The organism is Acinetobacter junii (assembly GCF_018336855.1).
Classification (GTDB): domain Bacteria; phylum Pseudomonadota; class Gammaproteobacteria; order Pseudomonadales; family Moraxellaceae; genus Acinetobacter; species Acinetobacter junii.
On the sequence record NZ_CP059558.1, the window covers coordinates 709,464 to 735,010 of the forward strand.

Annotated in this window: 21 protein-coding genes; 13 read left to right on the forward strand and 8 right to left on the reverse strand. The window is 40.9% G+C overall.

The genetic code is table 11. The features are described 5' to 3' along the window. Positions 1 to 31: 31 nt before the first annotated feature. The 6 genes from H2677_RS03390 to H2677_RS03415 all read right to left on the reverse strand — a co-directional run bounded on the left by H2677_RS03390 (position 32) and on the right by H2677_RS03415 (position 8,280). Positions 32 to 487: a hypothetical protein gene (locus tag H2677_RS03390; RefSeq protein WP_004952409.1), complete on the reverse strand. Its 456-nt coding sequence runs from the start codon at positions 485 to 487 to the stop codon at positions 32 to 34. A gap of 36 nt (positions 488 to 523) precedes the next feature. Further along, positions 524 to 1,765 (reverse strand): MFS transporter, encoded by a 1,242-nt coding sequence (locus H2677_RS03395; protein WP_204379191.1) that lies wholly within the window; start codon positions 1,763 to 1,765, stop codon positions 524 to 526. A 70-nt stretch (positions 1,766 to 1,835) separates the two neighbouring features. Beyond that, positions 1,836 to 3,476 carry a malate dehydrogenase (quinone) gene (mqo, locus tag H2677_RS03400; protein WP_129261935.1) on the reverse strand — a complete coding sequence of 547 codons (1,641 nt, stop codon included), beginning with the start codon at positions 3,474 to 3,476 and terminating at the stop codon, positions 1,836 to 1,838. 343 nt (positions 3,477 to 3,819) lie between these two features. Further along, positions 3,820 to 5,103 carry a ribonucleotide-diphosphate reductase subunit beta gene (locus H2677_RS03405; protein ID WP_125298913.1) on the reverse strand — a complete coding sequence of 428 codons (1,284 nt, stop codon included), beginning with the start codon at positions 5,101 to 5,103 and terminating at the stop codon, positions 3,820 to 3,822. Positions 5,104 to 5,241: 138 nt separating this feature from the next. Further along, positions 5,242 to 5,373 (reverse strand): hypothetical protein, encoded by a 132-nt coding sequence (locus tag H2677_RS03410; protein WP_004952435.1) that lies wholly within the window; start codon positions 5,371 to 5,373, stop codon positions 5,242 to 5,244. 72 nt (positions 5,374 to 5,445) lie between these two features. After that, complete coding sequence (locus H2677_RS03415; RefSeq protein ID WP_212639148.1) at positions 5,446 to 8,280, reverse strand: ribonucleoside-diphosphate reductase subunit alpha; 2,835 nt, start codon at positions 8,278 to 8,280, stop codon at positions 5,446 to 5,448. A gap of 546 nt (positions 8,281 to 8,826) precedes the next feature. Between H2677_RS03415 and bfmR the strand changes: the two genes are divergently transcribed. Both bfmR and bfmS read left to right on the forward strand, forming a co-directional pair. After that, entirely contained in the window at positions 8,827 to 9,543 is a 717-nt protein-coding gene (gene bfmR, locus H2677_RS03420) for a response regulator transcription factor BfmR (RefSeq protein ID WP_004914319.1), read from the forward strand. A gap of 110 nt (positions 9,544 to 9,653) precedes the next feature. Then, the gene (gene bfmS / locus H2677_RS03425; protein WP_004952440.1) at positions 9,654 to 11,294 is read left to right on the forward strand and encodes a sensor histidine kinase BfmS; all 1,641 of its coding nucleotides are present in this window, start codon (positions 9,654 to 9,656) and stop codon (positions 11,292 to 11,294) included. 37 nt (positions 11,295 to 11,331) lie between these two features. Here bfmS and H2677_RS03430 read toward each other — a convergent pair whose 3' ends face one another. Further along, a complete protein-coding gene (locus H2677_RS03430; RefSeq protein ID WP_004914312.1) occupies positions 11,332 to 11,688 on the reverse strand; it encodes a hypothetical protein in 357 nt (118 codons plus the stop codon). A 92-nt stretch (positions 11,689 to 11,780) separates the two neighbouring features. Continuing rightward, complete coding sequence (locus H2677_RS03435; RefSeq protein WP_129261937.1) at positions 11,781 to 13,199, reverse strand: GGDEF domain-containing protein; 1,419 nt, start codon at positions 13,197 to 13,199, stop codon at positions 11,781 to 11,783. 397 nt (positions 13,200 to 13,596) lie between these two features. Here H2677_RS03435 and ndhC point away from each other — a divergent pair, with 397 nt between their 5' ends. From ndhC to nuoL, 11 genes are all read left to right on the forward strand, one after another. Continuing rightward, positions 13,597 to 14,148, forward strand: a complete 552-nt coding sequence (gene ndhC, locus H2677_RS03440; protein ID WP_004914305.1) for an NADH-quinone oxidoreductase subunit A — start codon at positions 13,597 to 13,599, stop codon at positions 14,146 to 14,148. A 6-nt stretch (positions 14,149 to 14,154) separates the two neighbouring features. Then, positions 14,155 to 14,832, forward strand: coding sequence for a NuoB/complex I 20 kDa subunit family protein (locus H2677_RS03445; RefSeq protein ID WP_004881335.1), 678 nt, complete (start codon positions 14,155 to 14,157; stop codon positions 14,830 to 14,832). 88 nt (positions 14,833 to 14,920) lie between these two features. Beyond that, positions 14,921 to 16,708 carry an NADH-quinone oxidoreductase subunit C/D gene (gene nuoC / locus H2677_RS03450; protein WP_004952445.1) on the forward strand — a complete coding sequence of 596 codons (1,788 nt, stop codon included), beginning with the start codon at positions 14,921 to 14,923 and terminating at the stop codon, positions 16,706 to 16,708. Between the two features lie 12 nt (positions 16,709 to 16,720). Continuing rightward, on the forward strand, positions 16,721 to 17,230 hold the full coding sequence (gene nuoE / locus H2677_RS03455; protein ID WP_004638051.1) for an NADH-quinone oxidoreductase subunit NuoE: 510 nt from the start codon (positions 16,721 to 16,723) through the stop codon (positions 17,228 to 17,230). After that, the gene (gene nuoF, locus H2677_RS03460; protein ID WP_004952448.1) at positions 17,227 to 18,552 is read left to right on the forward strand and encodes an NADH-quinone oxidoreductase subunit NuoF; all 1,326 of its coding nucleotides are present in this window, start codon (positions 17,227 to 17,229) and stop codon (positions 18,550 to 18,552) included. Before nuoE ends, nuoF begins: the two co-directional genes overlap by 4 nt. An 11-nt stretch (positions 18,553 to 18,563) precedes the next feature. Continuing rightward, positions 18,564 to 21,248: an NADH-quinone oxidoreductase subunit NuoG gene (nuoG, locus tag H2677_RS03465; RefSeq protein WP_004952451.1), complete on the forward strand. Its 2,685-nt coding sequence runs from the start codon at positions 18,564 to 18,566 to the stop codon at positions 21,246 to 21,248. Between the two features lie 3 nt (positions 21,249 to 21,251). Then, entirely contained in the window at positions 21,252 to 22,268 is a 1,017-nt protein-coding gene (gene nuoH, locus H2677_RS03470) for an NADH-quinone oxidoreductase subunit NuoH (protein WP_004952456.1), read from the forward strand. An 18-nt stretch (positions 22,269 to 22,286) separates the two neighbouring features. Continuing rightward, positions 22,287 to 22,829, forward strand: coding sequence for an NADH-quinone oxidoreductase subunit NuoI (gene nuoI, locus H2677_RS03475; protein WP_004914290.1), 543 nt, complete (start codon positions 22,287 to 22,289; stop codon positions 22,827 to 22,829). Continuing rightward, the gene (gene nuoJ / locus H2677_RS03480; protein ID WP_171053817.1) at positions 22,829 to 23,347 is read left to right on the forward strand and encodes an NADH-quinone oxidoreductase subunit J; all 519 of its coding nucleotides are present in this window, start codon (positions 22,829 to 22,831) and stop codon (positions 23,345 to 23,347) included. Before nuoI ends, nuoJ begins: the two co-directional genes overlap by 1 nt. Next, complete coding sequence (nuoK, locus tag H2677_RS03485; RefSeq protein WP_004914285.1) at positions 23,347 to 23,655, forward strand: NADH-quinone oxidoreductase subunit NuoK; 309 nt, start codon at positions 23,347 to 23,349, stop codon at positions 23,653 to 23,655. Before nuoJ ends, nuoK begins: the two co-directional genes overlap by 1 nt. Next, a complete protein-coding gene (gene nuoL / locus H2677_RS03490) occupies positions 23,652 to 25,547 on the forward strand; it encodes an NADH-quinone oxidoreductase subunit L (RefSeq protein WP_004914283.1) in 1,896 nt (631 codons plus the stop codon). Before nuoK ends, nuoL begins: the two co-directional genes overlap by 4 nt.

The following is a 25,547-nucleotide window of genomic DNA, read 5'->3' on the forward strand; positions in this document are numbered from 1 at the left end:
TCAAAACCACAACAAACATAAATGTTATGGTTTATAGCGCACCATATTTTTGCCATGTTTCACCTGTTTCATAGGGAGCATAATGGCTTTTTAATTCTTGCAAAGACTGCGTTTGATATAGTGCAAATAAAATCATAATGAAGAATAGGCAGAAGAGTTTCATAAATCTTTTGTATTTATAATGCCCTGAATATAAATAAAAAATACAATAAAAAGCTAAGATTAAATAAGTGCAGAACAGTGAGTGGAAAACTAAATTGCCCAGTAATACCAGTGTCAGTACAAGAGCAATTCTATTTTTTAAAGAACTTGGACGGAAACTTAATGCGGTGAGTACTAATAAACCTAGTGCTGTCCAAAACAGATAACTATTGCCGCCAATAATCACAATATAGGTTGCTTGTAACCATAACAAAGTCAGCCATATAAAAATGGAAGAAATAATAAATTTAGACGACTCAGAAGAAGCGGGCAAAGAATGTTTCATAACACATAAACGATTTGAAAGCGTAGTCAAGCAAAGCTAAAAGTGAAACCGCATGAGGTCTTTGGTCTTAAATTTTGCTAAAACAACACAAGCTAAAGAAAGTGAGCCACCAATCAGAACTGCTGGCACAACCGTGAGGAAACGTGTCATTAGCGTTGAGTGCAAAGCACCAAGCTCATTACTTGATGTCACAAAGATGCCATTAATCGCTGCGATACGACCAAGCATGTCTCGTGGGGGAATGAGTTGCAGTAAAGTTTGGCGGATAATAATGTTAACACTATCACACGAACCTATAATAATGAGAAACACGACAGATAAAAAGTAATATCTAGTAACAGCAAATAACAAAGTACATAATGAAAAACCAGTAAGGCTGAGCAACATGATTTTCCATGGCTGATATTTTGGGGGATATCGAACCAAAATCAGCATAGTCAATAAAGCACCGAAGGCTGGTGCCGAGCGTAATATTCCAAAACCTGTTGCTCCGACATGCAAAATATCACTGGCAAAAATAGGCAGTAGGGCAATTACTCCTCCAAAAAATACTGAACTTAAATCAAGAAACATTGCCCAAAAAATGATTTTAGTTTTACGAATATAGAGAAATGCTTCTTTGATACTGAGTAAGGCAGACTCGGATTGCATCTCAGGAAAAGTTCTACTTGTTAGAGCCCATAAAGCTAAGCTACCTATGAGGAATAAGCTTGTAATAACGCTAAACACTACAGATAAGCGCAAATGTGCAAGCATTAATCCTCCAATGACTGGTGCTAGAATGCCACATACTTGCCAGCACATGCTGGTCCAAGTGGCTGCACGGGCATATAAATGTTCTGGGACAATAAAAGGGCGCAGTGAATTAAAACAAGGGCTGTAAATTCCTCGAATACATCCAAATAAGAATAAAATCCCGAAGGTAGAAATCAGTAGAATGTTGGCATTGATATGATCATGCTCAAATAGATCAAAACAAATCCAAAGTGCGATTGATAATGGAATTGCTAGGCTAAAACTAAGCTGTAAAATCCGCTGACGATTGAAACGATCTGCAATATAACCACCCCACAAAGACAATACTAAAAATGGAATAAAATCCATCAGACCTACCAAGCCAAGCATCAATGGATTCTTGGTAATTTGATACAGTTGAAAGGCGATAACGATTTCTTGTATCAACACAGCAAATGTCAAACAAGCTTGATTTATCGTTAAAAATGAAAAATCACGACAACGAAATACCGCAAAGGCAGAATGAGAACAATCAGTGGACATAATTCAAAAATGAGAAAATAAAAAAGGGAAGAGTCGAAACTCATCCCTTTCTGTTTCAGTTTAAGCATGCTTAATGTGCAGCAGCTTCGACTTTTGCAACTTGTTTTGTAGATACCAAGTTTTTAGGCGTTGTATAGTTCAAACCTAAAGTTGAACTCGTATACTGACGCACTTGATCCAACAATGCAGGATTTTCTGATAAATCCTGACCATAAGAACGTACAATCTCATGCAGTTTAGTATTCCAAACACCTTTAGTTTGCTCAGGGAAGGCTTTTTCAAGCAAGTTGAGCATAATGTAAGGAGACGTTGAAGCACCAGGAGATGCACCAAGCAACGCAGTTACAGATTTATCTTGTGATGCAAAGATTTCCGTACCGAATTGCAATTTCGCAGGTTTACCTGGTTCTTTCTTAATGATCTGAACACGTTGACCACCCTGACGTAAATGCCAGTCTTTCGGATCTGCTTCTGGATAGTATTTTTTCAACTCGTTGAAGCGGTCTTCGTCGGACATCAACACTTGGCTTACTAAATATTGGACAAGATCAGCATTTTGTAGACCAATCGCTGCCATTGGCAATACGTTGTTTTTATTGGTTGATGCTAACAAATCAAGCTGTGAACCTTGTTTTAGGAACTTGTTTGAATAAGTTGCAAATGGACCAAATAAGACATATTTTTTGCCATCAATATAACGTGTATCAATATGTGGAACTGACATTGGCGGTGCACCTAGATCTGCACGACCATATACTTTTGCTGTATGTTGAGCTGTAATCGCAGGATTATCAGTCACCAAGAACTCACCACCCACAGGGAAGCCTGCATATTGTTGTGCTTCTGGAAGCCCTGTCATTTGCAACAACTTAATTGCAGCACCGCCTGCACCGATAAATACAAAACGTGTTTTGACGTGATTCGTTTCACCAGATTTTAAATCTTTGAATGCAACTGACCAAGTGTTGTCATCATTACGGCTAATACCAGTAACTTCTGTTGACGTTCTGAGTTGGAAATTCGGGCTCTTCTCAAGATGGCTTACCAATTGAGTTGTAATCGCCCCGTAGTTCACATCCGAACCCACATCCATACGTGTCGCAGCAACTTTTTGCTGTGGATCACGACCATTCATGACTAATGGTGCCCATTGCTTAATTTCAGATGGGTTTTCTGTCATTTTCATGCCAGCAAATAATGGATCTTGGATCATGGCTGCATAACGCTTTTCCATGAAGTTCACATTATCGCCCCATACAAATGCAATGTGTGGAACAGGATTGATAAAGGTATTTGGCGTATTTAACACACCTTTCTGAACTTGATATGCCCAAAACTGTTTAGCAATTTCGAATTGACCAGCAACTTTGACAGCTTTAGAAATGTCCATTTTACCGTCTTTCTCTTCGGTATAATTCATTTCCATAAAGCCAGAGTGACCAGTACCTGCATTGTTAAAGCCGTTTGAACTTTCTTGAGCAACTGCATCAAGACGTTCGTACATACGGATGTTCCAGTCAGGTTGTAACTCATTGAGATATGTACCGAGCGTGGCACTCATGATACCGCCACCGATAAGTACAACATCAACCACAGGTTCGTCGTTTTTCGTTTTAATTGCCTTAGACGTAACAGGTCTAAAAAGAAAGGCAATTGCAATAACTATGAGTACTAGAAGTAGTACTAATAAGTACTTCCAAAATTTTTTCATTCAATTTACCTTAAAAATTAAATGACCCCCTATATGGATGATATAGAGAGAAAAGATTTAAATGATGAGTGAGCGCAAATGCACATCAGCGCAGGGGTTGCCTTACTGATGCGAGAGAAAAAAGTTTGTGAATTTTACTTTAATTTAGGCAGTGTTTTTGTTTACCAAATGTTTAAAAATGTAAGATTCAAGATCACTTGGATAGTGGTTTATTTAGCTTATTGTTAAAAAAGAAATTATATTTACTTTGTTTAATTTTATTTGATAAAAACTGGCATTTTAATAGCTATAAAAAAAGCCGTCTTTGAGACAGCTTTCTTATATGGGTGACGTGAGCAAATACTTACCAGCTCAAAGCACCACCTGTTTGGTAATCTGTTACGCGCGTCTCGAAGAAATTCTTCTCTTTACGCAAGTCCATCATCTCAGACATCCATGCAAATGGGTTTGTTACACCAGCGAATTGCTCTGGTAAACCGAGTTGCGATAAACGACGGTTACAGATGAACTTCAAATATTCTTCCATCATGCTTGCATTCATGCCCAATACACCGCGTGGCATAGTGTCACGTGCATATTCGATCTCAAGCATTGTACCTTCAAGAATCATTTGAATCACTTCTTGTTGGAATTCAGCAGTCCAAAGGTGAGGGTTCTCAATCTTGATTTGGTTGATCATATCGATACCAAAATTCAAGTGCATTGATTCATCACGTAGGATGTATTGGAATTGCTCAGCAACACCATTCATCTTGTTGCGACGACCCATACTCAAGATTTGAGTAAAACCACAGTAGAAGAAAATACCTTCTAATACACAGTAGAATGCAATCAAGTTACGAAGTAAACGTTGATCGTTTTCAGGCGTACCTGTGTGGAATGTAGGATCACTCAAAGATTGAGTATATTTCAGACCCCATGATGCTTTACGTGCAACACTTGGAATCTCACGGTACATGTTGAAGACTTCGCCTTCGTCCATACCTAAAGATTCGATACAGTATTGGTAAGCATGCGTGTGAATCGCTTCTTCAAATGCTTGACGCAAAATGTATTGGCGGCATTCAGGGTTTGTAATATGACGATAAATCGCCAAAACCAAGTTGTTCGCAACCAATGAATCTGCTGTTGAGAAGAAACCTAAAGAACGCATAACGATAGTGCGCTCATCTTCGGTTAAGCCATTTTCAGACTTCCAAAGTGCGATATCGTGGTTCATGTTAACTTCTTGTGGCATCCAGTGGTTTGCACACCCGTCCAAGTATTTTTGCCAAGCCCACTCATATTTGAATGGAACAAGTTGGTTTAAATCCGCACGACAGTTGATCATGGCTTTGTCGTCAACTTGTACACGCTGAGCACCCATTTCAAGCTCTTCTAAGCCTGGCGCAACATCCAAATGATCTAGGGCTGCAGATGCTCTAGCCAACGAATCGGTTGGATTTGTTGCTCGGTTGGCACTGGCTCCAACGGGTTGTGCAGTTGCCATGCTCGGCGATGATTGCTCTGCATTAGATACCACCTGCGTATTAACCGTTTTTTGCGAGTCGAGGGACGCAGACTTGTGTTCAGGTGTAGTCGGTTTTTGCGAATCATCTTCAAAATCGTCCCAACTTAGGATAGACATTTTTCGTTCTCTCTTCGTTGTGTGTAGCCGTAATAGACATCTCTCAACAACGATGTCTTTAACTATACGCTTATATTGTGTAAGCAAAATTAAGTCTTATTAATATCTATGCTGTTGACGAACTATCGTCAGTAATTCCTAAGACTTATTTTGCTTACGCTGTTGTTTACGAATGGCTAAAAATGCATAAACCATTGGTACATAAAAGAAAATAAAGGCAAAGATCAGAACAGCTAATCCCAACATATAGTTATGACTAATATTCAACATTCTCTTTGCCTCAATATATTTTAATCTTTAAAACCCTTCTTACTATTAAAGAAGGGTTTTTATTAGATTAAATTACTGACATGCTTCACAATCTGGATTGTCGATTGAACACGCCATTGGTACAGGTGCTGCTGTAGTGAAACCATCTTCTTCAACTTGAACTTCTGGTTTCTTCTCTTCAACCGCTTGAGCTGCAACGACAGGAGCCTCAACTGATGCTGGTTTAACTGCGTTTAATGCACCCGTATTGATTGTTGATTTCTCAGCAGAAGTCGCACCCAAAGCACGGAGGTAATAAGTCGTTTTAAGACCACGTAACCATGCCATCTTATAGGTAATGTCAAGTTTCTTACCGTTTGCACCAGCGATGTAAAGGTTCAGCGACTGTGCTTGATCAATCCATTTTTGACGACGTGATGCAGCATCAACGATCCAACGAGTTTCCACTTCAAAAGCTGTCGCGAAGATTGCTTTCAATTCCTCAGGAATACGTGCAATCTTTTGTACTGAACCTTCAAAGTGTTTCAGATCATTTACCATCACGGTATCCCATAGACCACGTTCTTTTAATGCACGAACAAGGTAAGGGTTGATCACTGTGAATTCACCTGAAAGGTTAGATTTCACATACAAGTTTTGGAATGTTGGCTCAATCGACTGAGACACACCACAAATGTTTGAAATCGTTGCAGTCGGTGCAATCGCCATTACATTTGAGTTACGCATACCATCTTTTTGAACTTTGGCACGTAAGCTATCCCAATCCAAACGTTGAGTGCGATCAACTTCGAACATACGTTCAGGACGTGATTTAGCAACTAACTCTAAAGAGTCGATTGGTAGGATGCCTTGATCCCACAATGAACCTTTAAATGTTGAATAAGCACCACGCTCAAGCGCAAGATCGCTTGATGTTTGAATCGCGTAGTAACTGATCACTTCCATAGATTCATCAGCAAAATCAACTGCTGCATCTGAACCGTAAGCAATGCCCATTTCATATAGTGCATCTTGGAAGCCCATGATACCCATACCGACAGGGCGGTGCTTTAAGTTCGAGTTTTTCGCTTGTGGTACAGCGTAGTAGTTGATGTCGATTACGTTATCGAGCATACGTACCGCAGTTTTAATCGTGCGAGCTAATTTCTCACGATCTAACACACCACCTTGAACGTGTTGTACAAGGTTAATCGAACCCAAGTTACAAACTGCGATTTCATCTTGGCTTGTGTTCAATGTAATTTCAGTACACAAGTTTGATGAGTGCACTACACCAACGTGTTGTTGTGGTGAACGTAAGTTACATACGTCTTTGAAAGTGATCCACGGATGACCTGTTTCAAATAACATCGAAAGCATTTTGCGCCATAAGTCTTTGGCACGTACTTTCTTGTGTAGCATGTTTTGTTCTTTTGCTACTGCTTCGTAATGCGTATAACGTTCAGCAAACTCAGCACCTGTTAGGTCGTGTAGATCAGGTGTTTCTGAAGGTGTAAATAATGTCCATTCAGCATCTTCAAATACACGTTGCATGAATAAATCAGGAACCCAGTTCGCTGTATTCATGTCGTGAGTACGACGACGATCATCACCTGTGTTTTTACGTAACTCTAGGAATTCTTCAACATCTAAGTGCCAAGTTTCTAAGTACGCACAAACCGCACCTTTACGCTTACCACCTTGGTTAACAGCGACTGCGGTATCATTCGCTACTTTAAGGAATGGAACAACACCTTGAGACTTACCATTTGTACCTTTGATATATGAGTTCAAAGCACGTACAGGTGTCCAGTCATTACCTAAACCACCAGCCCATTTAGAAAGCATTGCGTTGTCACGCATTGCACCATAAATGTCATATAGGTCATCACCAATTGTTGTTAAATAACAGCTTGATAATTGTGGGCGCAATGTACCTGAGTTAAATAGCGTTGGCGTAGATGCCATGTAATCGAAGCTAGATAATAAGTTATAGAACTCTATTGCACGCTCTTCTTTATTTTCTTCATTGAGTGCGAGACCCATTGAAACACGCATAAAGAATAATTGTGGTAATTCAAAACGTACGCCATTTGAATGAATGAAGTAACGATCGAATAAAGTTTGTAGGCCTAGATATGTAAATTGATTTGAGCGTTCAGGTTGAATCGCTGCTGATAATTTAGCAAGGTCAAAATTAAGAAGATCAGGAGATAAAAGATCAAGCTCGATCCCTTTCTTCAAGAAAGGTTCTAAAGCATCATTCTCAGATGTATCTGTTGATAAACCTAAGAATTCTAATCCAGTGCCGACAAGCTCATTACATAACAAACGTGCAGTCACATAAGTATAATTTGGCTCTTGTTCGATACGCGTACGAGTCGCCATCATCATCGTTGTTGCGATGTCACTTTCTTTTACGCCGTTATAAAGGTTTTTAACGGTTTCATCGACAATCGCTTGAACGTCAATTCCTTCCAAGCCTTCGCTTGCAGTTTCAATCGTTGCTGTAAGCGCACCTAAATCCAACGGTTGGAGCTGACCATTGTGATCGGTGATTTGCAATGTTGGATGGTGATTTGCACCTGTTTGCTGACGAGCAGTTGCACGTTGTTCACGATAAATCACATAAGCACGAGCAACTTTTTGCTCGCCTGTACGCATGAGTGCCAATTCAACTTGATCTTGAATTTCTTCGATGTGAATCGTACCGCCAGATGGTAAACGACGTTTAAACGTGTTCATTACCATTTCAGTAAGTTGAGAAATACGGTCATGGATGCGACTTGAGTCTGCTCCTTGTTGACCTTCAACAGCTAAAAATGCTTTCCCAATCGCAACAGAGATTTTCTCAGCATTAAAAGTCGCAATTTCGCCAGTGCGCTTAATAACCTGAAGTTGGCCAGGAGTAGAAGTGATGATGCTCATGTCAGCATAGCTCCATTATCATCTATTTTTATGTTCATGGACCGTTTGAATCGAGCAAAAAGTATGCCACGATGTTTGAGGGATAAACACAATACTTAGTGGTTAAAGTTTATTTTCAACACAAGATACGGGATTTTTAACAGCAGATCAATCCTTGACATTTTAGTAAATTTTTTTTCATGTCTTAACTGCTGAATTCACAGGCACATAGCATAACAAAGCCGTCTAAAAAGGCTTATAGATAACTCTGTGGATAACTCAAAAAACAAACACTTAAATCAGTATCGGTCAGTTAAGAAACAAATTGTTTAACACTGGTACAAAATCTATACTCAAAATTCATCCTGTTCTTAAACTGAGCTGAAAATAGAAAAACATATTAAAATTCATAATTTTAATAAAAATATAACAAAACTATATTGCCGTGTATCAGTTTGGTGAACGACTACTTGTTTACAATGTAAACGTGTGTATATTGCAAAACATAAACCAATGTATCTGTCAGATTTTTAAAGATAGATTCTCTCTGATTGTAGGGGCAAACATATGAGCCAAGAAGAAAAGTTACCGAAGATTTTGATTGTTGAAGATGACGAACGATTAGCGCGTTTAACACAAGAGTATTTAATCCGTAATGGGTTAGAAGTTGGTGTTGAAACAGATGGTAACCGCGCCATTCGTCGTATTATTAGCGAACAACCAGATTTAGTTGTACTTGATGTGATGTTACCAGGCGCAGATGGCTTAACAGTTTGTCGTGAAGTTCGCCCACATTACCATCAACCGATCTTGATGTTGACAGCGCGTACTGAAGATATGGATCAGGTACTTGGTTTAGAAATGGGTGCGGACGATTATGTCGCAAAACCTGTACAGCCACGTGTGTTGTTGGCTCGTATTCGCGCACTTTTACGTCGTACTGACAAAACAGTAGAAGATGAAGTTGCTCAACGTATCGAATTCGATGATCTTGTGATTGATAATGGTGGTCGCTCAGTCACTTTAAATGGCGAATTAGTAGACTTCACTAGCGCTGAATATGACTTATTATGGTTATTAGCATCTAATGCAGGGCGCATTTTATCGCGTGAAGACATCTTTGAGCGCTTACGTGGTATTGAATACGATGGACAAGATCGTTCGATCGATGTGCGTATTTCACGTATTCGTCCAAAAATCGGTGATGATCCAGAAAACCCTAAACGTATTAAAACAGTACGTAGTAAAGGTTATTTATTTGTAAAAGAAACCAACGGGGTCTAAATCCTCCGAATCCCTCTTTTTCATGAAAGGGGGATGACTCCCTTGAAAAAAGGGACTTGTGCAGTTTACTGCTCAGGAGGGACTTTAATTAGTTTGGAATTATTGACCTTATGGTAAGTCGAGTACTCAAAAACAGCATATTCTTGCGTATCTATGCTGGTTTGGTCGTTTTAGTGGTTGTGGTTGCCGCATTTTGTTATTTGCTGGTTCAAATCATTAACTACCAACGTGCGCAAGAATATCGTGAATCACTTACGGATGGGATTTCATTCGTAATTAGTGAAGGGGTATCTCGCCAGCCTGCCAAGCAGCAAAAGCTAGATTGGATTTCTGATGCTTCTGATTTGTTAGAGCTTCCAATTTATTATGTTGATGCTGCGCGTGTTGAATTATCTCGAACTGAAAAAAGACGAATTTCTGAGCAAAAGTCTGTTGTGCGCTACGATGCAAACAACGGGGTTGGTTATATTATTATTGGTCTAAAAGATGACCCGAAGCATTTTATCTATATTAAAGTAGATAAAATTGGCGAACGTCAGATGAAGGCGTTGCCTATATTTGTCTTGGATTATTTAATTTTCTATCCGGGACAAGAGCGTGAATATTTAGAAAAAATTAAAAAGCACTTCTATTATCCGATTGATATTTTAGATATTCGTGAGATTAATCTCGATTCAGAGCAAATTGGTCGTTTACGCCAAGATCAAAGTGTCCTGTTGTATAAGGACAGTGCGACTGTTCGAGGCACAACCATTTCGATTGTTTCACCGATGCCGAATCATCCAGCACAAGTTTTGGTCTTAGGTCCAGTCCCAATGTTCAATTGGATGCCATTCCAGCTTGCAGCAGGGATTACTCTATTTAGCTTATTCTTGTTGAGTTTAGGCGTATATGGATTGATTTTACCTTTAGAAAGAAAGATTCGTCAGGTTCGTCATGCCTTAAACAAAATGAAATCTGGTGATCTGTCATTGCGTGTCCCGATCGAGGGAAGCGATGAAATGGCAAACTTGGCATCCAGCTATAACAATATGTCCGATCATATTCAGCGTTTAATCGAGGCACAACGTGAGTTGATGCGTGCGGTTTCTCATGAGTTGCGCACACCTGTTGCTCGTATACGCTTTGGGATGGAAATGCTTGCCGAAGAGGATGATTATAATTATCGGATTCAGCAAGTGGATATGATTGATAAAGACATTGAAGCGCTGAATACCTTGATTGATGAGATTATGACTTATGCCAAATTGGAGCAGGGTACACCATCATTAGATTTTGAAGATGTCGTGCTAGTTGAAGTGTTGGATCAAGTGGCGATGGAAACAGAAGCACTGAAAACACAAAAAGAGATCGAACTCATTGCACCTCCTTTAGCGCTTCGTGTCGATGCTGAAAGACGCTATTTACATCGAGTCGTACAAAATCTTGTGGGGAATGCGGTTCGCTATTGTGACAATAAAGTGCGAATTAGTGGTGGTGTTCGTGCAGATGGTAAAGCTTATGTCTGCGTCGAAGATGATGGTCCTGGTATTCCAGAGCAAGAGCGCTCACGTATTTTCGAAGCTTTTGCACGCTTAGATGATAGTCGTACTCGTGCCTCAGGTGGTTATGGATTGGGGTTGTCAATTGTAAGCCGTATCGCATATTGGTTTGGTGGTGATATACAAGTCGATCAAAGCCCAAATCTCGGTGGGGCGCGTTTTATCATGACATGGCCAGCAAAACGTTATAAACAGCCTGCAAAAAAATAAACCTCAGATATCTGAGGTTTCTCTTTGTCACAATTAATTATTCTTGCACAGAAGCATCTGGTTCGATAAGTGGATACCCCGATTTTAAACGCTGTAATGCATCTGCATTAAAATCAATCAATAGAGAGTTATTTTTTACATCAATCTTATAGTTTCGAATGAGTGGTTTATCTCCATCAAGTGTTTCGACTTTATATGTATCTGCAATATTTAGAATACCTTCTAGATTTGTAGTGGTCGCAGCAAAATCCTCTCTAAAAACTTCATAAATATCTCTTAGGTCAAAAATCGCATTGTCTGCGTCAGGATGTTTTTGAATATAAGTTTCGATATGACGCATTAAGAGTTGTGAGAAAAAGAAATAGTCTGTGTCATGTGTGTATTCTAGCTGCATATTTTTCTCCTTGTTTTATAACTCTAGAATACCGATGAATGAAGACAAGAGTGTATAAACTTAATTAAAGCATGTAGCTGAATTGAAACATATTATGTCGATATCACAACTTGGTTTCGTCCTTGATGTTTGGCTTGATACAACGCATCGTCAGCCTGTTTAAATAGTGCATCAATAGATTGTTGATTTTCAGGAGTGCACAAACAGATCCCAATGCTGACTTGTATGTAAAACTGCTGCTGATCATTGAGTGGAATAGGCATCTTACTGATGTCTAAACGTATATTTTCAGCATATTGAAAAGCTGTATCAGGGTCGATATCACTCATAAAAATTGCGAATTCTTCACCACCTAAACGTCCAAGTAAATCATTTGGTCTGAGTAATGAATGAATCACCTGTACGCAATATTTCAGTGCTTTGTCTCCCATTTGATGACCATAGGTATCATTCACTTTTTTAAAGTGGTCGAGATCGAGCATCAAAAATGCAGTGGTTTGTTGTGCTTTTTGAGCTTGAGTATGTAGGAGTTGTACCGACTGGAGGAATTGCCGTCGAGTTAAACTAGAGGTGAGCTCATCATGTGCAATGATGTGTTGTAATTCCTGAATGAGCTTTGACCTTACCATATTGATATTGGACACAGTAAGAGGTGCAATCGTCATCATAATCAAGCCAAATCGAATAGAGATGGTATTGTTTAAATATTCATGTGGATACAGTTGTAAATAATTTTCTGAAACATGATGAATGATAAAAGCACAGGTTATCGAAGTAATGATCGCAACAGAAAAATGTCGATAAGCAAGCGCACACCAAATCAAGGGTGCAATTGGGTAAAGTAGCGAACCTGGTCCTGTATCGTAATATGCAATCACAATTGAAATAAGAACTGCAAATAGCGGAAAACTCTGTTGAACAGTTTGAGTTTTAAATTCTATAAATTGTTGTTTTAACTCTTTAAAGTTTGGTGCACTAAGTAGTGCAGGAAGAAGTAAGAGGGCATTTTGGATTTCAGCCGTAAACCAATAGCCAAAATCGATCCAAAACGTACCCAAAGCAAATCTAGTATTAAAATAGGGGAGTGAAATCGCTGCGAATAATGAACTAGATAAAGCCCCAATACAGCAAAAGCTAAATAAAAATAGATAAAAGTAACCTTGATGTAATGAGCGAATGTAATTCCGAAATCTAATATAGAGCGCTAATGTGGTGATGACATAGAGTAAATTGGCTGAGGTTAAACATACATTCAGCAAAAAAGGGGTATCTTGCATTGAATCTGCAATTAAATATCCTGCTATAGCGCCAATAAAACTGATGGGGTGGCGTGTTTGAGGGAAGCGAATCAGGATACCTAAAAGAACGGAGTTAGCTGGCCAAAATGAAGCTAAAAATGTAAGTTGGCGTGTTGCGATGCCAAGTAAACAGCAGAACAAGATAACTGCACTGAACAATAGAAATAATTGGGAAAGCGAAAGAGATTTTGATGCGACTTTAAGTGAGGGCATTCTAACGCTGTTCCTGATGGCTTTTGAGTGGCGCTATTATATAAATTTTGTTTAAAATTTCACCATAAATTTATGCTTATGCAATCATTTGGTTCATGTTGTTATATTTTTGCGCATGGCTTGTAAAAGAAGAATGTTTTTGGCGCATAAATATAGAAAAAAATGATTAATAACTTATGCGTGATTTGATTAATCGATTTTTGAGGGTGAATTAACACTGATCTTATATATATCAGTAAATTTATGAACAAAATCATCCAAAAGACTAAAGCGCTTCAACTAGCATGAGAAATTAGAAATCAGGTACAATTGGCGGGATTAATTTTGTGTTTGGTGTATTTGAAGGCCAATACATACATTCTTTGTTAAAAATAGGCCTGCCAGGAGTTATCCCCGCATGAGTGCCATTACTCCATACGATTGGGCGATTATCGCTTTCGTGATCGGCGTTACATTTCTTTGCGTTTTTATGCTGACAGTCCCTTTACTCCTTGGGGGTAAAGCATGGGGGCGTGCCAAGCAAGAGCAGTTTGAATCAGGCGTAGTAGGTGCGGGCGGTGCTCGTATTCGCTTGTCAGCCAAATTCTATCTCGTTGCCATTTTCTTTGTTGTTTTTGATCTTGAAGCTCTCTATCTCTACGCGTGGTCTACATCTGTGCGTGAAGTAGGGTGGTTTGGATTTACCACGGTTGTGATTTTTGTGGTTGATCTCTTGATTGCCTTGATTTATGCCATTTCTGTTGGTGCGTTGAACTGGGCGCCAGTAGATCGTCGTAAATCTGCAGGTGTAGCAATGAAAATTGGTTCGCCAAATATGAATATTGCTGAGATCACTCGATTCAATAACATTGAAGAATTGGTTGTCGATCCTACAGGTCATATTCCAGCACAGTCTTCTGGTCGTGTTAAATCTAAAACACCGACTACATCATCATTTAAACAGGAGTAAGTCGGGATGAAATATACTTTAACCCGTGCGAATCCAGATGCCGATCAATATCCATTGCAAGATCGTCAGATCGTAACTGATCCATTAGAGGAAGAAGTTAATAAAAGTGTGATGATGACACGTCTTGAAGATGTGTTGCATACAGCTGTGAACTGGGGGCGTAAGAACTCCTTGTGGCCATTCAACTTTGGTACATCATGCTGCTACGTTGAATATGCAACTACATTAACAGGCGTTCATGATTTATCACGTTTTGGTGCAGAGGTTATTCGTGCTTCACCTCGTCAAGCGGATTTGATGATTGTTGCAGGAACGTGCTTTGTCAAAATGGCACCTGTAATTCAACGTTTGTATGAACAAATGTTGGAGCCAAAATGGGTGATTTCAATGGGTGCTTGTGCAAACTCTGGTGGTATGTACGACATCTATTCTGTGGTGCAAGGTGTAGACAAGATTATTCCTGTTGATGTGTACATCCCAGGCTGTCCACCGCGTCCAGAAGCATTAATCCAAGCATTGATGTTACTTCAAGACCAAATTCAACTAGAGCGCCGTCCACTTTCAGCGGTTATTGGTGATGATCTTCAGCCTGTTTATAAGCCAAAGATGATGCCAGAACGTGACCGTAAAAATGCTGATCGTATTGCGGTGAAAAACCTACGCTCTATGGATGAAATTAAATAATTTAAACGATGAGTTTTTGACATATCGCTTATTGGATATGGTCATCGTGGAAATTGACAGAATTTGTATTAAATAGGAAGCCAAGCCAATGGCTGAAACTGACATTGCTATGCCAGAATCAACTCAGGTTGATTCACGCCCAGCATTTGCAATTGTAGAAGAGCTCAAAACCAAATTTGGTGAGAACTTCTACGTGCAGGCGACTTGTGAAGAGTTTCCAACTGTCTGGGTTGAGCGCGCACGCGTGCAAGAAGTCCTCATGTTCCTCCGTAAAGTGGAACGTCCTTATGTGATGCTGTTTGACTTGTCTGCGGTTGATGAGCGTTTACGTGTTCACCGTGATGGGTTGCCTCCATCTGACTTCACAGTGTTCTATCATCTATTATCGCTTGAGCGTAATAGTGATATCCGTATCAAAGTTGCGTTGAATGAAAATGATTTAAACATTCCAACGGCAACCAACATTTGGCCAAATGCCAACTGGTACGAACGTGAAGCTTACGATATGTTCGGGATCAATTTCGAAGGGCATCCAATGCTCCGTCGTATCTTGTTGCCGACTTATTGGGAAGGTCATCCGTTGCGTAAAGAATATTCTGCGCGTGCGACAGAATATACGCCATATATGCAAGATCAAGCGAAACAAGATTTCGAACAAGAACACTTACGTTTCGTACCAGAAGACTGGGGTCTAAAACGCGGTAACGCTGATGAAGACTTCATGTTCCTCAACTTAGGTCCTAACCATCCATCTGCACATGGTGCTTTCCGTGTGGTTTTACAGTTGGACGGTGAAGAAGTCAAAGACTGTGTGCCTGATATCGGTTATCACCACCGTGGTGTGGAAAAGATGGCTGAACGTCAAACTTGGCATTCATTCATTCCTTATACGGATCGTGTTGACTACTTAGGTGGTTGTGCGCAAAACATGCCATATGTAATGGCAGTTGAGCAGCTTGCAGGGATTAAAGTACCTGAGCGTGCGCAAGTTATTCGTGTGATGTTGAACGAATTGTTCCGTATCAATAACCACTTATTATTTTGTGGTACAGCGATTCAGGATGCCGGTGGTATGACACCAGTATTCTATATGTTCGCAGACCGTCAAAAAGTTTACGACATTGTTGAAGCAATCACGGGTTACCGTATGCATCCAGCATGGTTCCGTATCGGTGGTACGGCGCATGACCTTCCAAACAACTGGCAAAAACTTGTTAAAGAGTTGCTAGAGTGGATGCCGAAACGTTTGAATGAGTACTACACAGCTGCACTTAAAAACTCAGTATTTATCGGTCGTACGCGTAACGTAGCGCAATACGATGCTAAGTCTGCGTTAGCTTGGGGTGTGACAGGTACTGGTTTACGTGCAACTGGTATTGATTTTGATGTCCGTAAATATCGTCCATACAGTGGTTATGAGAACTTCGACTTTGATGTTCCAGTTGAGTATGAAGGCGATGCATATGCGCGTGTTTTAGTGCATTTCCGTGAAATCACTGAATCACTAAAAATCATTCAACAGTGCTTGGATAATATGCCTTCTGGTCCATATAAAGCGGATCATCCATTGGCAGTTCCACCACCGAAAGATAAGACATTACAAGATATTGAAACCTTGATTACGCACTTCTTGAGCGTGTCATGGGGTCCTGTTATGCCTGCAGGTGAGTCTTCATTCATGACTGAAGTAGTGAAAGGTGCGAGTACGTATTACCTCACTTCTGATAAGTCAACTATGAGCTACCGTACTCGTATTCGTACGCCAACATTCACTCATTTACAGCAAATGCCTTCTGTTATTAACGGCAGCTTAGTATCTGACTTGATCATTTATTTGGCGACCATTGACGTAGTTATGGCTGACGTGGATCGCTAGGGGTAAACGATTATGATGATTTTGACTGATAAAAAACCACGTGTGAATGTTGAAGGGATTTTGACTGCTGACGAAATCCATGAAATTGAACATCACATTGGTCACTATCCGTATCCACGCGCAGCTTCTTTGGATGCTTTAAAGTGTGTACAACGCCGTAATGGTTGGGTAGATGACGCTCAAATGAATGCAATTGCACAATTGCTGACTATCAGTGTGGCTGATTTAGAGGGTGTAGCAACGTTCTACAACCGTATTTATCGTCAACCTGTAGGTCGTCACGTAATTTTATTATGTGATTCAATTGCTTGCTTCTTAATGGGTGCAGAAACTTTAGCAGAAGCATTTCAGCGTGAGTTAGGCATTCAATACGGACAAACTACAGCAGATGGTCGTTTCACCTTGCTTCCAATTTGCTGTTTAGGCAATTGTGACAAAGGTCCAACGTTAATGATTGATGAAGATACTCACGGTTTAGTGGATGTATCATCAGTTAAACAGTTATTGGAGAAGTATGTATGAATACTGAACCAAAACCAATTTATGGCGACGGTAACCCAGAAACTCATCCGCTAACTTGGCGTTTGAGTAAGCAAGATGCAGTACGCAATGCTGATGAATACGAAGCTTTAGAGGGTTATGCAGGCTTTAAAAAAGCACTTAGTATGCCTCCAAAAGATGTACTCGACGTCATTAAGGCTGCAACGGTTAAAGGTCGTGGTGGTGCAGGTTTCCCAGCAGGAATTAAATGGTCATTGATGGCACCAAATGATGGTGGTCCACGATATTTGATCTGTAATGCTGATGAAATGGAACCTGGAACATTCAAAGACCGTTTGTTGATGGAAAAACTTCCACATCAATTGATCGAAGGTATGTTGATTGCTGGTTATACCTTAGAGGCAACTCATGGTTATATCTTCATTCGTGGTGAATATATCGAAGCTGCTCAATACTTGAATGAAGCATTAGAGCAAATTCGTGCCAAAGGTTATCTAGGTGAAAACATTCTAGGTAGTGGCTGGAACTTCGAAATGTATGTTCATACAGGTGCAGGTCGTTATATCTGCGGTGAAGAAACTGCATTAATCAACTCGCTTGAAGGTCGTCGTGCCAATCCACGTACTAAACCACCATTCCCACAAGTTGCGGGTGCATGGGGTCGTCCAACGATTGTAAACAACGTAGAAACCTACAATAACTTGCCAGCGATTATGTTGCGTGGTCCAGAATGGTATATCAACCTTTCTGCACATAAGTCTAAAGACCCTGGTACGAAGATCTACGGTGCATCAGGTAAGGTGAAATTCCCTGGTCTTTGGGAGTTGCCATTTGGTACAACTGCACGTGAAGTGATTGAAGATCATGCAGGTGGTATGCGTGATGGTTTAACACTGAAAGCATGGTTGCCGGGTGGGGCATCAACAGACTTTTTAGCTGCTGAACATATTGACTTACCAATGGATGCTGAAAGCATCATGAAGGCAGGTTCACGTTTAGGAACATGTTTGTTGATGGTCGTAGATGAAACCCAATGTATGGTTTCAGCGACCCGTAATTTAGAAGAATTCTTTGCGCGTGAATCGTGTGGTTGGTGTACGCCATGCCGTGATGGTTTGCCATGGGCTGTTAAAGCACTGAAAGCACTCGAAAGTGGTGAAGGTAAGATGGAAGATATTCAACATCTATCTGAACTCACTAAAAAGTTGTGGATTGGTAAGACTTTCTGTGCCCACGCACCAGGTGCGATGGAGCCACTGATGGGCGCATTAAAATATTTCCGTCATGAGTTTGAGGCAAAGGTTAAAACCCACGCAGCTACTCGCGATGTAGAACAGGTTTAAGGAATTCGACTATGGCTACAATTCATGTCGATGGAAAATCGTATGAAGTCAATGGCTCAGAGAACTTGCTACAAGCATGTTTAAGCCTTGGCATCGATATCCCGTATTTTTGTTGGCACCCATCCTTAGGTTCTGTTGGTTCTTGTCGTCAATGTGCGGTAACTCAATACGCGAATCCTGAGGACACACGTGGGCGTTTGGTAATGTCTTGTATGACACCAGCCGCTGACAATACTTACATTTCGATTGAAGACAAAGAAGCAACAGAGTTTCGTGCATCGATTGTTGAATTCTTGATGACGAATCACCCACATGACTGTCCAGTCTGTGAAGAAGGTGGTCACTGTCATTTACAAGATATGACGGTCATGACTCAGCACGATCGTCGTCGCTATCGCTTTACGAAACGTACACATCATAACCAAGAGTTAGGTTCTTTTATTGCACATGAAATGAACCGTTGTATCGCTTGTTACCGTTGTGTTCGTTACTATAAAGACTATGCGGGTGGTACCGACTTTGGTGTTTATGCGAATGCATCACGTGTGTATTTCGGTCGTCCAGAATCAGGTACTTTAGAATCTGAATTCTCTGGTAACTTGACTGAAGTCTGCCCAACTGGTGTATTTACCGATAAAACACACTCTGCACGTTATAACCGTAAATGGGATATGCAATATGCTCCTAGCGTATGTCATGGCTGTTCTTCGGGCTGTAACATCTCTCCAGGTGAGCGTTATGGTGAAATCCGTCGTGTAGAAAACCGTTTTAATGGTTCAGTAAACCAATACTTCCTTTGCGATAAAGGTCGTTTTGGTACGGGTTATGTCAATCGTGAAGATCGTCCACGCCAACCTCAATTTCGTAACGGTGAAACTGTTGCAACTGTGAGTGTTGATCAGGCACTTGATCAAGTAATTGCACAGCTTAAAGGTAAAAAAGTTCTAGGTATCGGTTCTCCTCGTGCAAGCTTGGAATCAAACTACGCACTTCGCCAACTTGTTGGTCAAGCCAACTATTCAACAGGTATGTCTCAAAAAGAGCAGAACTTGGTTGAGTTAGCTGCTTCAATCATGCAAACACAGGGTATCTATAACCCGAACATGCGTGAAATTGAGAGCTATGATGCAGTTCTAATCTTGGGTGAAGACTTAACGCAGACAGCACCACGTATGGCTTTATCAGTTCGCCAAGCTGCGAAAAATAAAGCGAAAGAAATGGCTGCGAAAACGCGTACTCCTGACTGGTTAGCAGAGCCTGTGCAACGTATTGGCCAAGAAGCAAAATCACCGATTTATATTCTTGCTGCAACACAAACGCGTTTAGCAGATGTTGCAACAGGTGAAGTTGTTGCTTCTCCAAACGATATTGCACGTTTAGGTTTTGCTGTCGCTGCTGCTGTAAAAGGTGAAACAGTATCTGGTCTTGACGATGACGCAAAAGCATTTGCACAAACGATTGCTGACACTTTAAAAGCGGCGAAAAAACCATTGATTATCTCTGGTACAAGCTTGCAGGACTCAGCGATTATGGAAGCTGCTGCACAAGTTGCACAGAATCTTGGTGAAAATGCTGGTTTATCTTTGACGGTTCCTGAAGTGAACTCAATGGGTCTAGCATTATTCGGTGGTTTAAGCTTAGAGCAGGCATTTGCTCAAGAGTATGATGCTGTTGTTGTGGTTGAAAATGACTTAACTCGTCGTTTACCAGTTGCACAAGTCAAAGCTGCACTTGAGAAAGCTGAGGCTGTAATTGTATTGGATCATAGTGAAACAGAAACTCTGAAACTAGCAGATATCGTTCTTTCTGCTGCAAGTTTTGCAGAGGGTGATGGTACTGTTGTGAGCCAAGAAGGTCGTGCGCAACGTTTCTATCAAGTGTATGACCCAAGCTATTACAAGCCTGAATATGCAATCAAAGAATCTTGGCGTTGGTTACATGCCGTTGAGACTGGTCTCAAAGGCAAAGCTGTAGATTGGACACTGCTTGATGATGTGATTGATGACATCGTGAAGAATGTTCCTGTGCTTGAAGCCATTCAAGATGTTGCACCTGATGCAGGATATCGTATCCATGGCTTGAAGATTGCGCGTGAACCACGTCGTTATTCTGGTCGTACAGCAATGCGCGCGCCATTATCTGTTCATGAACCTAAACAGCCAACTGATCTAGATTCAGCATTAACATTCTCTATGGAAGGTTATGTCGGTAATCAGACAGCTTCTTCGCTAGTACCTTTCGCATGGTCTGCAGGTTGGAACTCACCACAAGCTTGGAATAAATACCAAGATGAAGTGGGTGGTCACTTAAAAGGCGGTGATTCAGGTGTGCGTTTATTTGATCGTTTAGCTAAACGTCCTGCACGTAGCTATGTGGCACCAACTGCTGTTGTTGTGAACCCTGAAAGTTTCCGTCTTGTACCAATGCACCATATCTTTGGTTCTGGTGAATTTACGATAAAAACACCTGCAATGGAATCTCGTATTCCTGAAGCGATGTTTGCTGTTGGTGAACAAGATGCAACACGTTTAAATGTTCAAGACGGTCAACGTATTACAGTACAAGCAGGCGAAACAAGCATTAGCTTACCTGTACAAGTGATTGAATATTTACCAACAGGCTATATTGGTTATCCAATTGGTTTAGCACCAACAGTTTCATTGGCTGAGCCTGTGTCTGTGGCGGTAGGAGTGTAATTCATGAATCAAGAAATTATACGTCAAACGCCACTTTGGGCTGATAATTGGCCAATCGCTTATTCAGTGATTCAAGCGATCGTGATCTTGTTGGTTGTGGTTCTTATCGCTGCATTGATGTCATTTATCGAACGTCGTCTCTTGGCATTGTGGCAAGATCGTTATGGTCCTAACCGTGTCGGTCCTGGAGGTATGTTCCAGATCGTAGCTGACATGCTCAAGATTATGTTTAAGGAAGACTGGACACCAAAGTTTGCTGATAAATTGACTTTCCGTCTAGCACCAGCAGTTGCAATGGCAACTGCGGTACTTTCATTTATGGTTATCCCAGTAAGTCCATATTTGGGCGTTGCTGATATGAGCATCGGTCTGTTGTTCTTTATGGCAATGGCGGGTATCGCAGTCTATGCAGTGTTATTTGGTGGTTGGGCATCTAACAACAAATACTCATTGCTTGGTGGTCTTCGTTCTGCTGCTCAAACCATTTCTTATGAAGTGTTCTTGGGTATCTCATTAATGGGTGTGGTTGCGATTGCGGGATCATTTAACCTTCGTGAGATTGTTGAAGCACAACGTGATATGTGGTTCATCATTCCACAATTCATTGGTTTCTTGATCTTCGTGGTTGCAGGTGTAGCAGTGACTCACCGTCATCCATTTGACCAACCAGAAGCTGAACAAGAGTTAGCTGAAGGTTACCATGTTGAATATGGTGGTATGAAGTGGGGGATGTTCTTCGTTGCAGAGTATGTCAACGTGGTATTAATCTCAGCTTTGATCGTCACTTTATTCTTCGGTGGATGGTTAGCTCCATTTAACTTAGAAATTCCATTTGTTCCACCAGTTTTCTGGTTCGTAATTAAAACAGCATTCTTTGTAATGATGTTTGTCTTGGCGCGTGGTTCTTTAATGCGTCCACGTTATGACCAAGTCATGAATTTTGGTTGGAAAGTTTGTTTGCCATTGGCGTTGGTCAACTTGTTAGTGACTGGTGCTGTGATTCTGATGAATCAGGCCTAGGACAGCAGGGAGTACAAAATGTATAAAATTCTAGCTGGATTTGGATCGATTGTACGTTCGTTGTGGATGGTGTTTAGCCATGCCACGCGTAAACGTGACACGATTTTATATCCAGAAGTACCAGCTGAACAAATTGTACCTCCACGCTTTCGTGGTCGTATTATCTTGACGCGTGATCCTGATGGTGAAGAGCGTTGCGTAGCATGTAACCTTTGTGCGGTTGCTTGTCCAGTAGGCTGTATTTCATTGCAAAAAGCGGAAAAAGAAGATGGGCGTTGGTATCCAGAATTTTTCCGTATTAACTTCTCACGTTGCATTTTCTGCGGTATGTGTGAAGAAGCATGTCCTACAACTGCTATTCAAATGACGCCTGATTTCGAACTTGCTGAATACGTTCGTCAAGATTTGGTTTATGAGAAAGAAAACTTACTCATCTCAGGTCCTGGTAAATATCCTGATTATAACTTCTACCGTGTAACAGGTATGGCTGTAACAGGTAAAGACAAAGGCCAAGCACAAAAAGAAAGTGCACCAGTTGATGTACGGAGCTTATTACCATGATGTGGCCATTTTATTTGATGGCACTTGTGGCCATTGTTTCGACAGTTCGTGTTGTAACTAACACGAACCCTGTACATGCGTTATTAAGCTTGATTGTTTCATTGCTCGCTGTTGCTGGTATTTTCATGATTGTGGGTGCACCGTTTGCGGCTGCACTTGAAATCATTGTCTATGCAGGCGCGATCATGGTTTTGTTTGTCTTCGTTGTGATGATGCTCAACCTAGGTCAAGAAACAGTTGAACAAGAAAGTAAATGGTTAACCTCAGATGCATGGGCATATCCTGCAATGTTGAGTTTTATCTTAGGTTTGACACTTGTTTGGATGTTAAACGGTGAATACACCACGATTTCTGCACCAATGGGCTTAGAAATCGTAGGTCCTAAAGCCGTAGGTCAAGCGTTATTTACTCACTATCTATTATTGGTAGAAGTTGCCGCGATGTTGTTGCTTGCAGCCCTAGTTGCTGCATATCACTTAGGCAAACGTGAACCAAGTGCAGAAGAGGATAAAGAATAATGGGACACATCCCTTTAGAACATGGTTTGATTGTCGCAACCATCCTTTTTGCACTGGGTTTTTACGGTGTAATGGTGCGTCGCAACCTATTATTTATGCTAATGAGCCTTGAAATCATGATGAATGCTGCTGCATTAGCATTTGTCCTAGCAGGTAGCGTTTGGTCTCAGCCAGATGGTCAAGTGATGTTTATTTTAATTTTGACACTTGCTGCTGCCGAGGCGTGTATCGGTCTTGCGATCGTCCTTCAGTTTTATCATCGCTTCCATCACTTGGATGTTGATGCTGCTAGTGAGATGCGCGGATGAGTACATTATATTTAACCGTTTTATTCCCGCTCATTGGTTTTATCCTTTTAGCGGCAGGGCGCAATAAACTTTCTGAAAATGTAGCTGCCATTATTGGTGTTGGTTCAGTTGGTTTATCTGCTCTATTTGCTTTAATTGCTGGTCTTGCTTTTACGAGCAGTGGTCAAACCGTTTTTGTTCAACATTTATGGACTTGGTTCAGTGTTGGCGGTTTTGAGCCAGGAATTAGCTTACATCTTGATGGCTTGTCATTATTAATGACGGGCATGATCACAGGTGTAGGTTTTCTGATTCATATCTTTGCATCATGGTACATGCGTGGTGAAGAAGATTACGCGCGTTTCTTCTCTTATTTCAACCTATTCGTTGCCAGCATGTTGTTGTTGGTACTTGGTGATAACTTAGCATTATTGTTCTTAGGTTGGGAAGGCGTGGGGCTGTGCTCTTACTTACTGATTGGTTTCTATTACTCTAATCCTGCAAATGGTTGGGCGGCAATCAAAGCATTTACAGTAACACGTGTGGGTGACGTATTCTTACTCATCGCATTGTTCTTGCTTTATCAACAATTTGGTACTTTGAATACTCAGTACATCGTTGAAAATGCAGCGACTGTAATGACGCAAAGCTCATCATTGTCAATTTGGACAGCATTAATGTTGTTCTTGGGTGCAGCAGGTAAATCAGCGCAAATTCCATTACAAACATGGTTAGCTGATGCGATGGCAGGTCCGACACCAGTATCTGCATTGATCCATGCTGCGACAATGGTTACAGCAGGTGTATATTTATGCTGCCGTATGTTCTCTGTGATGGAAATGGCACCAGAAGTGATGCAGTTCATCTCGATTACAGGTGCTGTGACATTGCTTGTGGCTGGTTTTGCAGCGTTAGTTCAAACCGACATCAAACGTATCTTGGCTTACTCAACTATGAGTCAGTTAGGGTATATGTTTATGGCTGTAGGTGCTGAAGCTTACCAAGCTGGTTTGTTCCACATGTTGGCTCATGCATTCTTCAAAGCATTATTGTTCCTTTCTTCGGGTGCAGTAATTCTTGCATGTCATCACGAACAAAACATTTTCAAAATGGGTGGATTGCGTAAAAAGATTCCATTCGTATTTTGGTGTTTCGTCATCGGTGGTGGTGCATTGGCTGCACTTCCAATCGTAACTGTTGGTTTCTTCTCTAAAGATGCCATCTTAGGTGCAGTATATGCACAGTCTACAATTGCAAACATTCCACTTTACAACACATTGTATTGGGTTGGTGTAGCGGGCGCGTTCTTAACTTCTATTTATACGTTCCGTCTAATTTGGGTCGTATTCTTCGGTGAAGAAAAAACTCACGCTCATGCAATTCATGGTGTGACATATTGGGCACCACTTGCGATTCTTGCTGTGTTATCAACAGGAATTGGTTACTTCTTGCAAGCACCAGTTGCAAATTTATTGACTGCTGCAAGTATTCCAAGTTTTGTTATCCCTGAAGCTTTACATGAAGCTGTTGTGCATGCAGAACATTTGGCGAGTGGTATTGCACTTGCTGGTTTAGCAGTAGGTATCTTCCTATTTGCCTTTGCATATGGTGCTGTTAAATCATTTGCTCAAACATCATTGGGCGCTGGTTTAGCACATATTTGCCGTACAGCATTTGGTTTTGATGCTTTGTATGACATCGTATTCGTCAAACCTTATTTATTGATTGCGAAAATCTTAGGTCGTGATCCAGTTGATGGTTTATGGCTAGTATTACCTGCGATTGTGAAAGGTGGTAATACCTTTACTAGTTCGCGTCAAACTGGTTCATTACGTGAATACGCATCAAGCATGTCACTCGGTGTAGTGGTGCTATTGATGATCTTGATCGTGATTCAGGTTGTGGGGAAATAA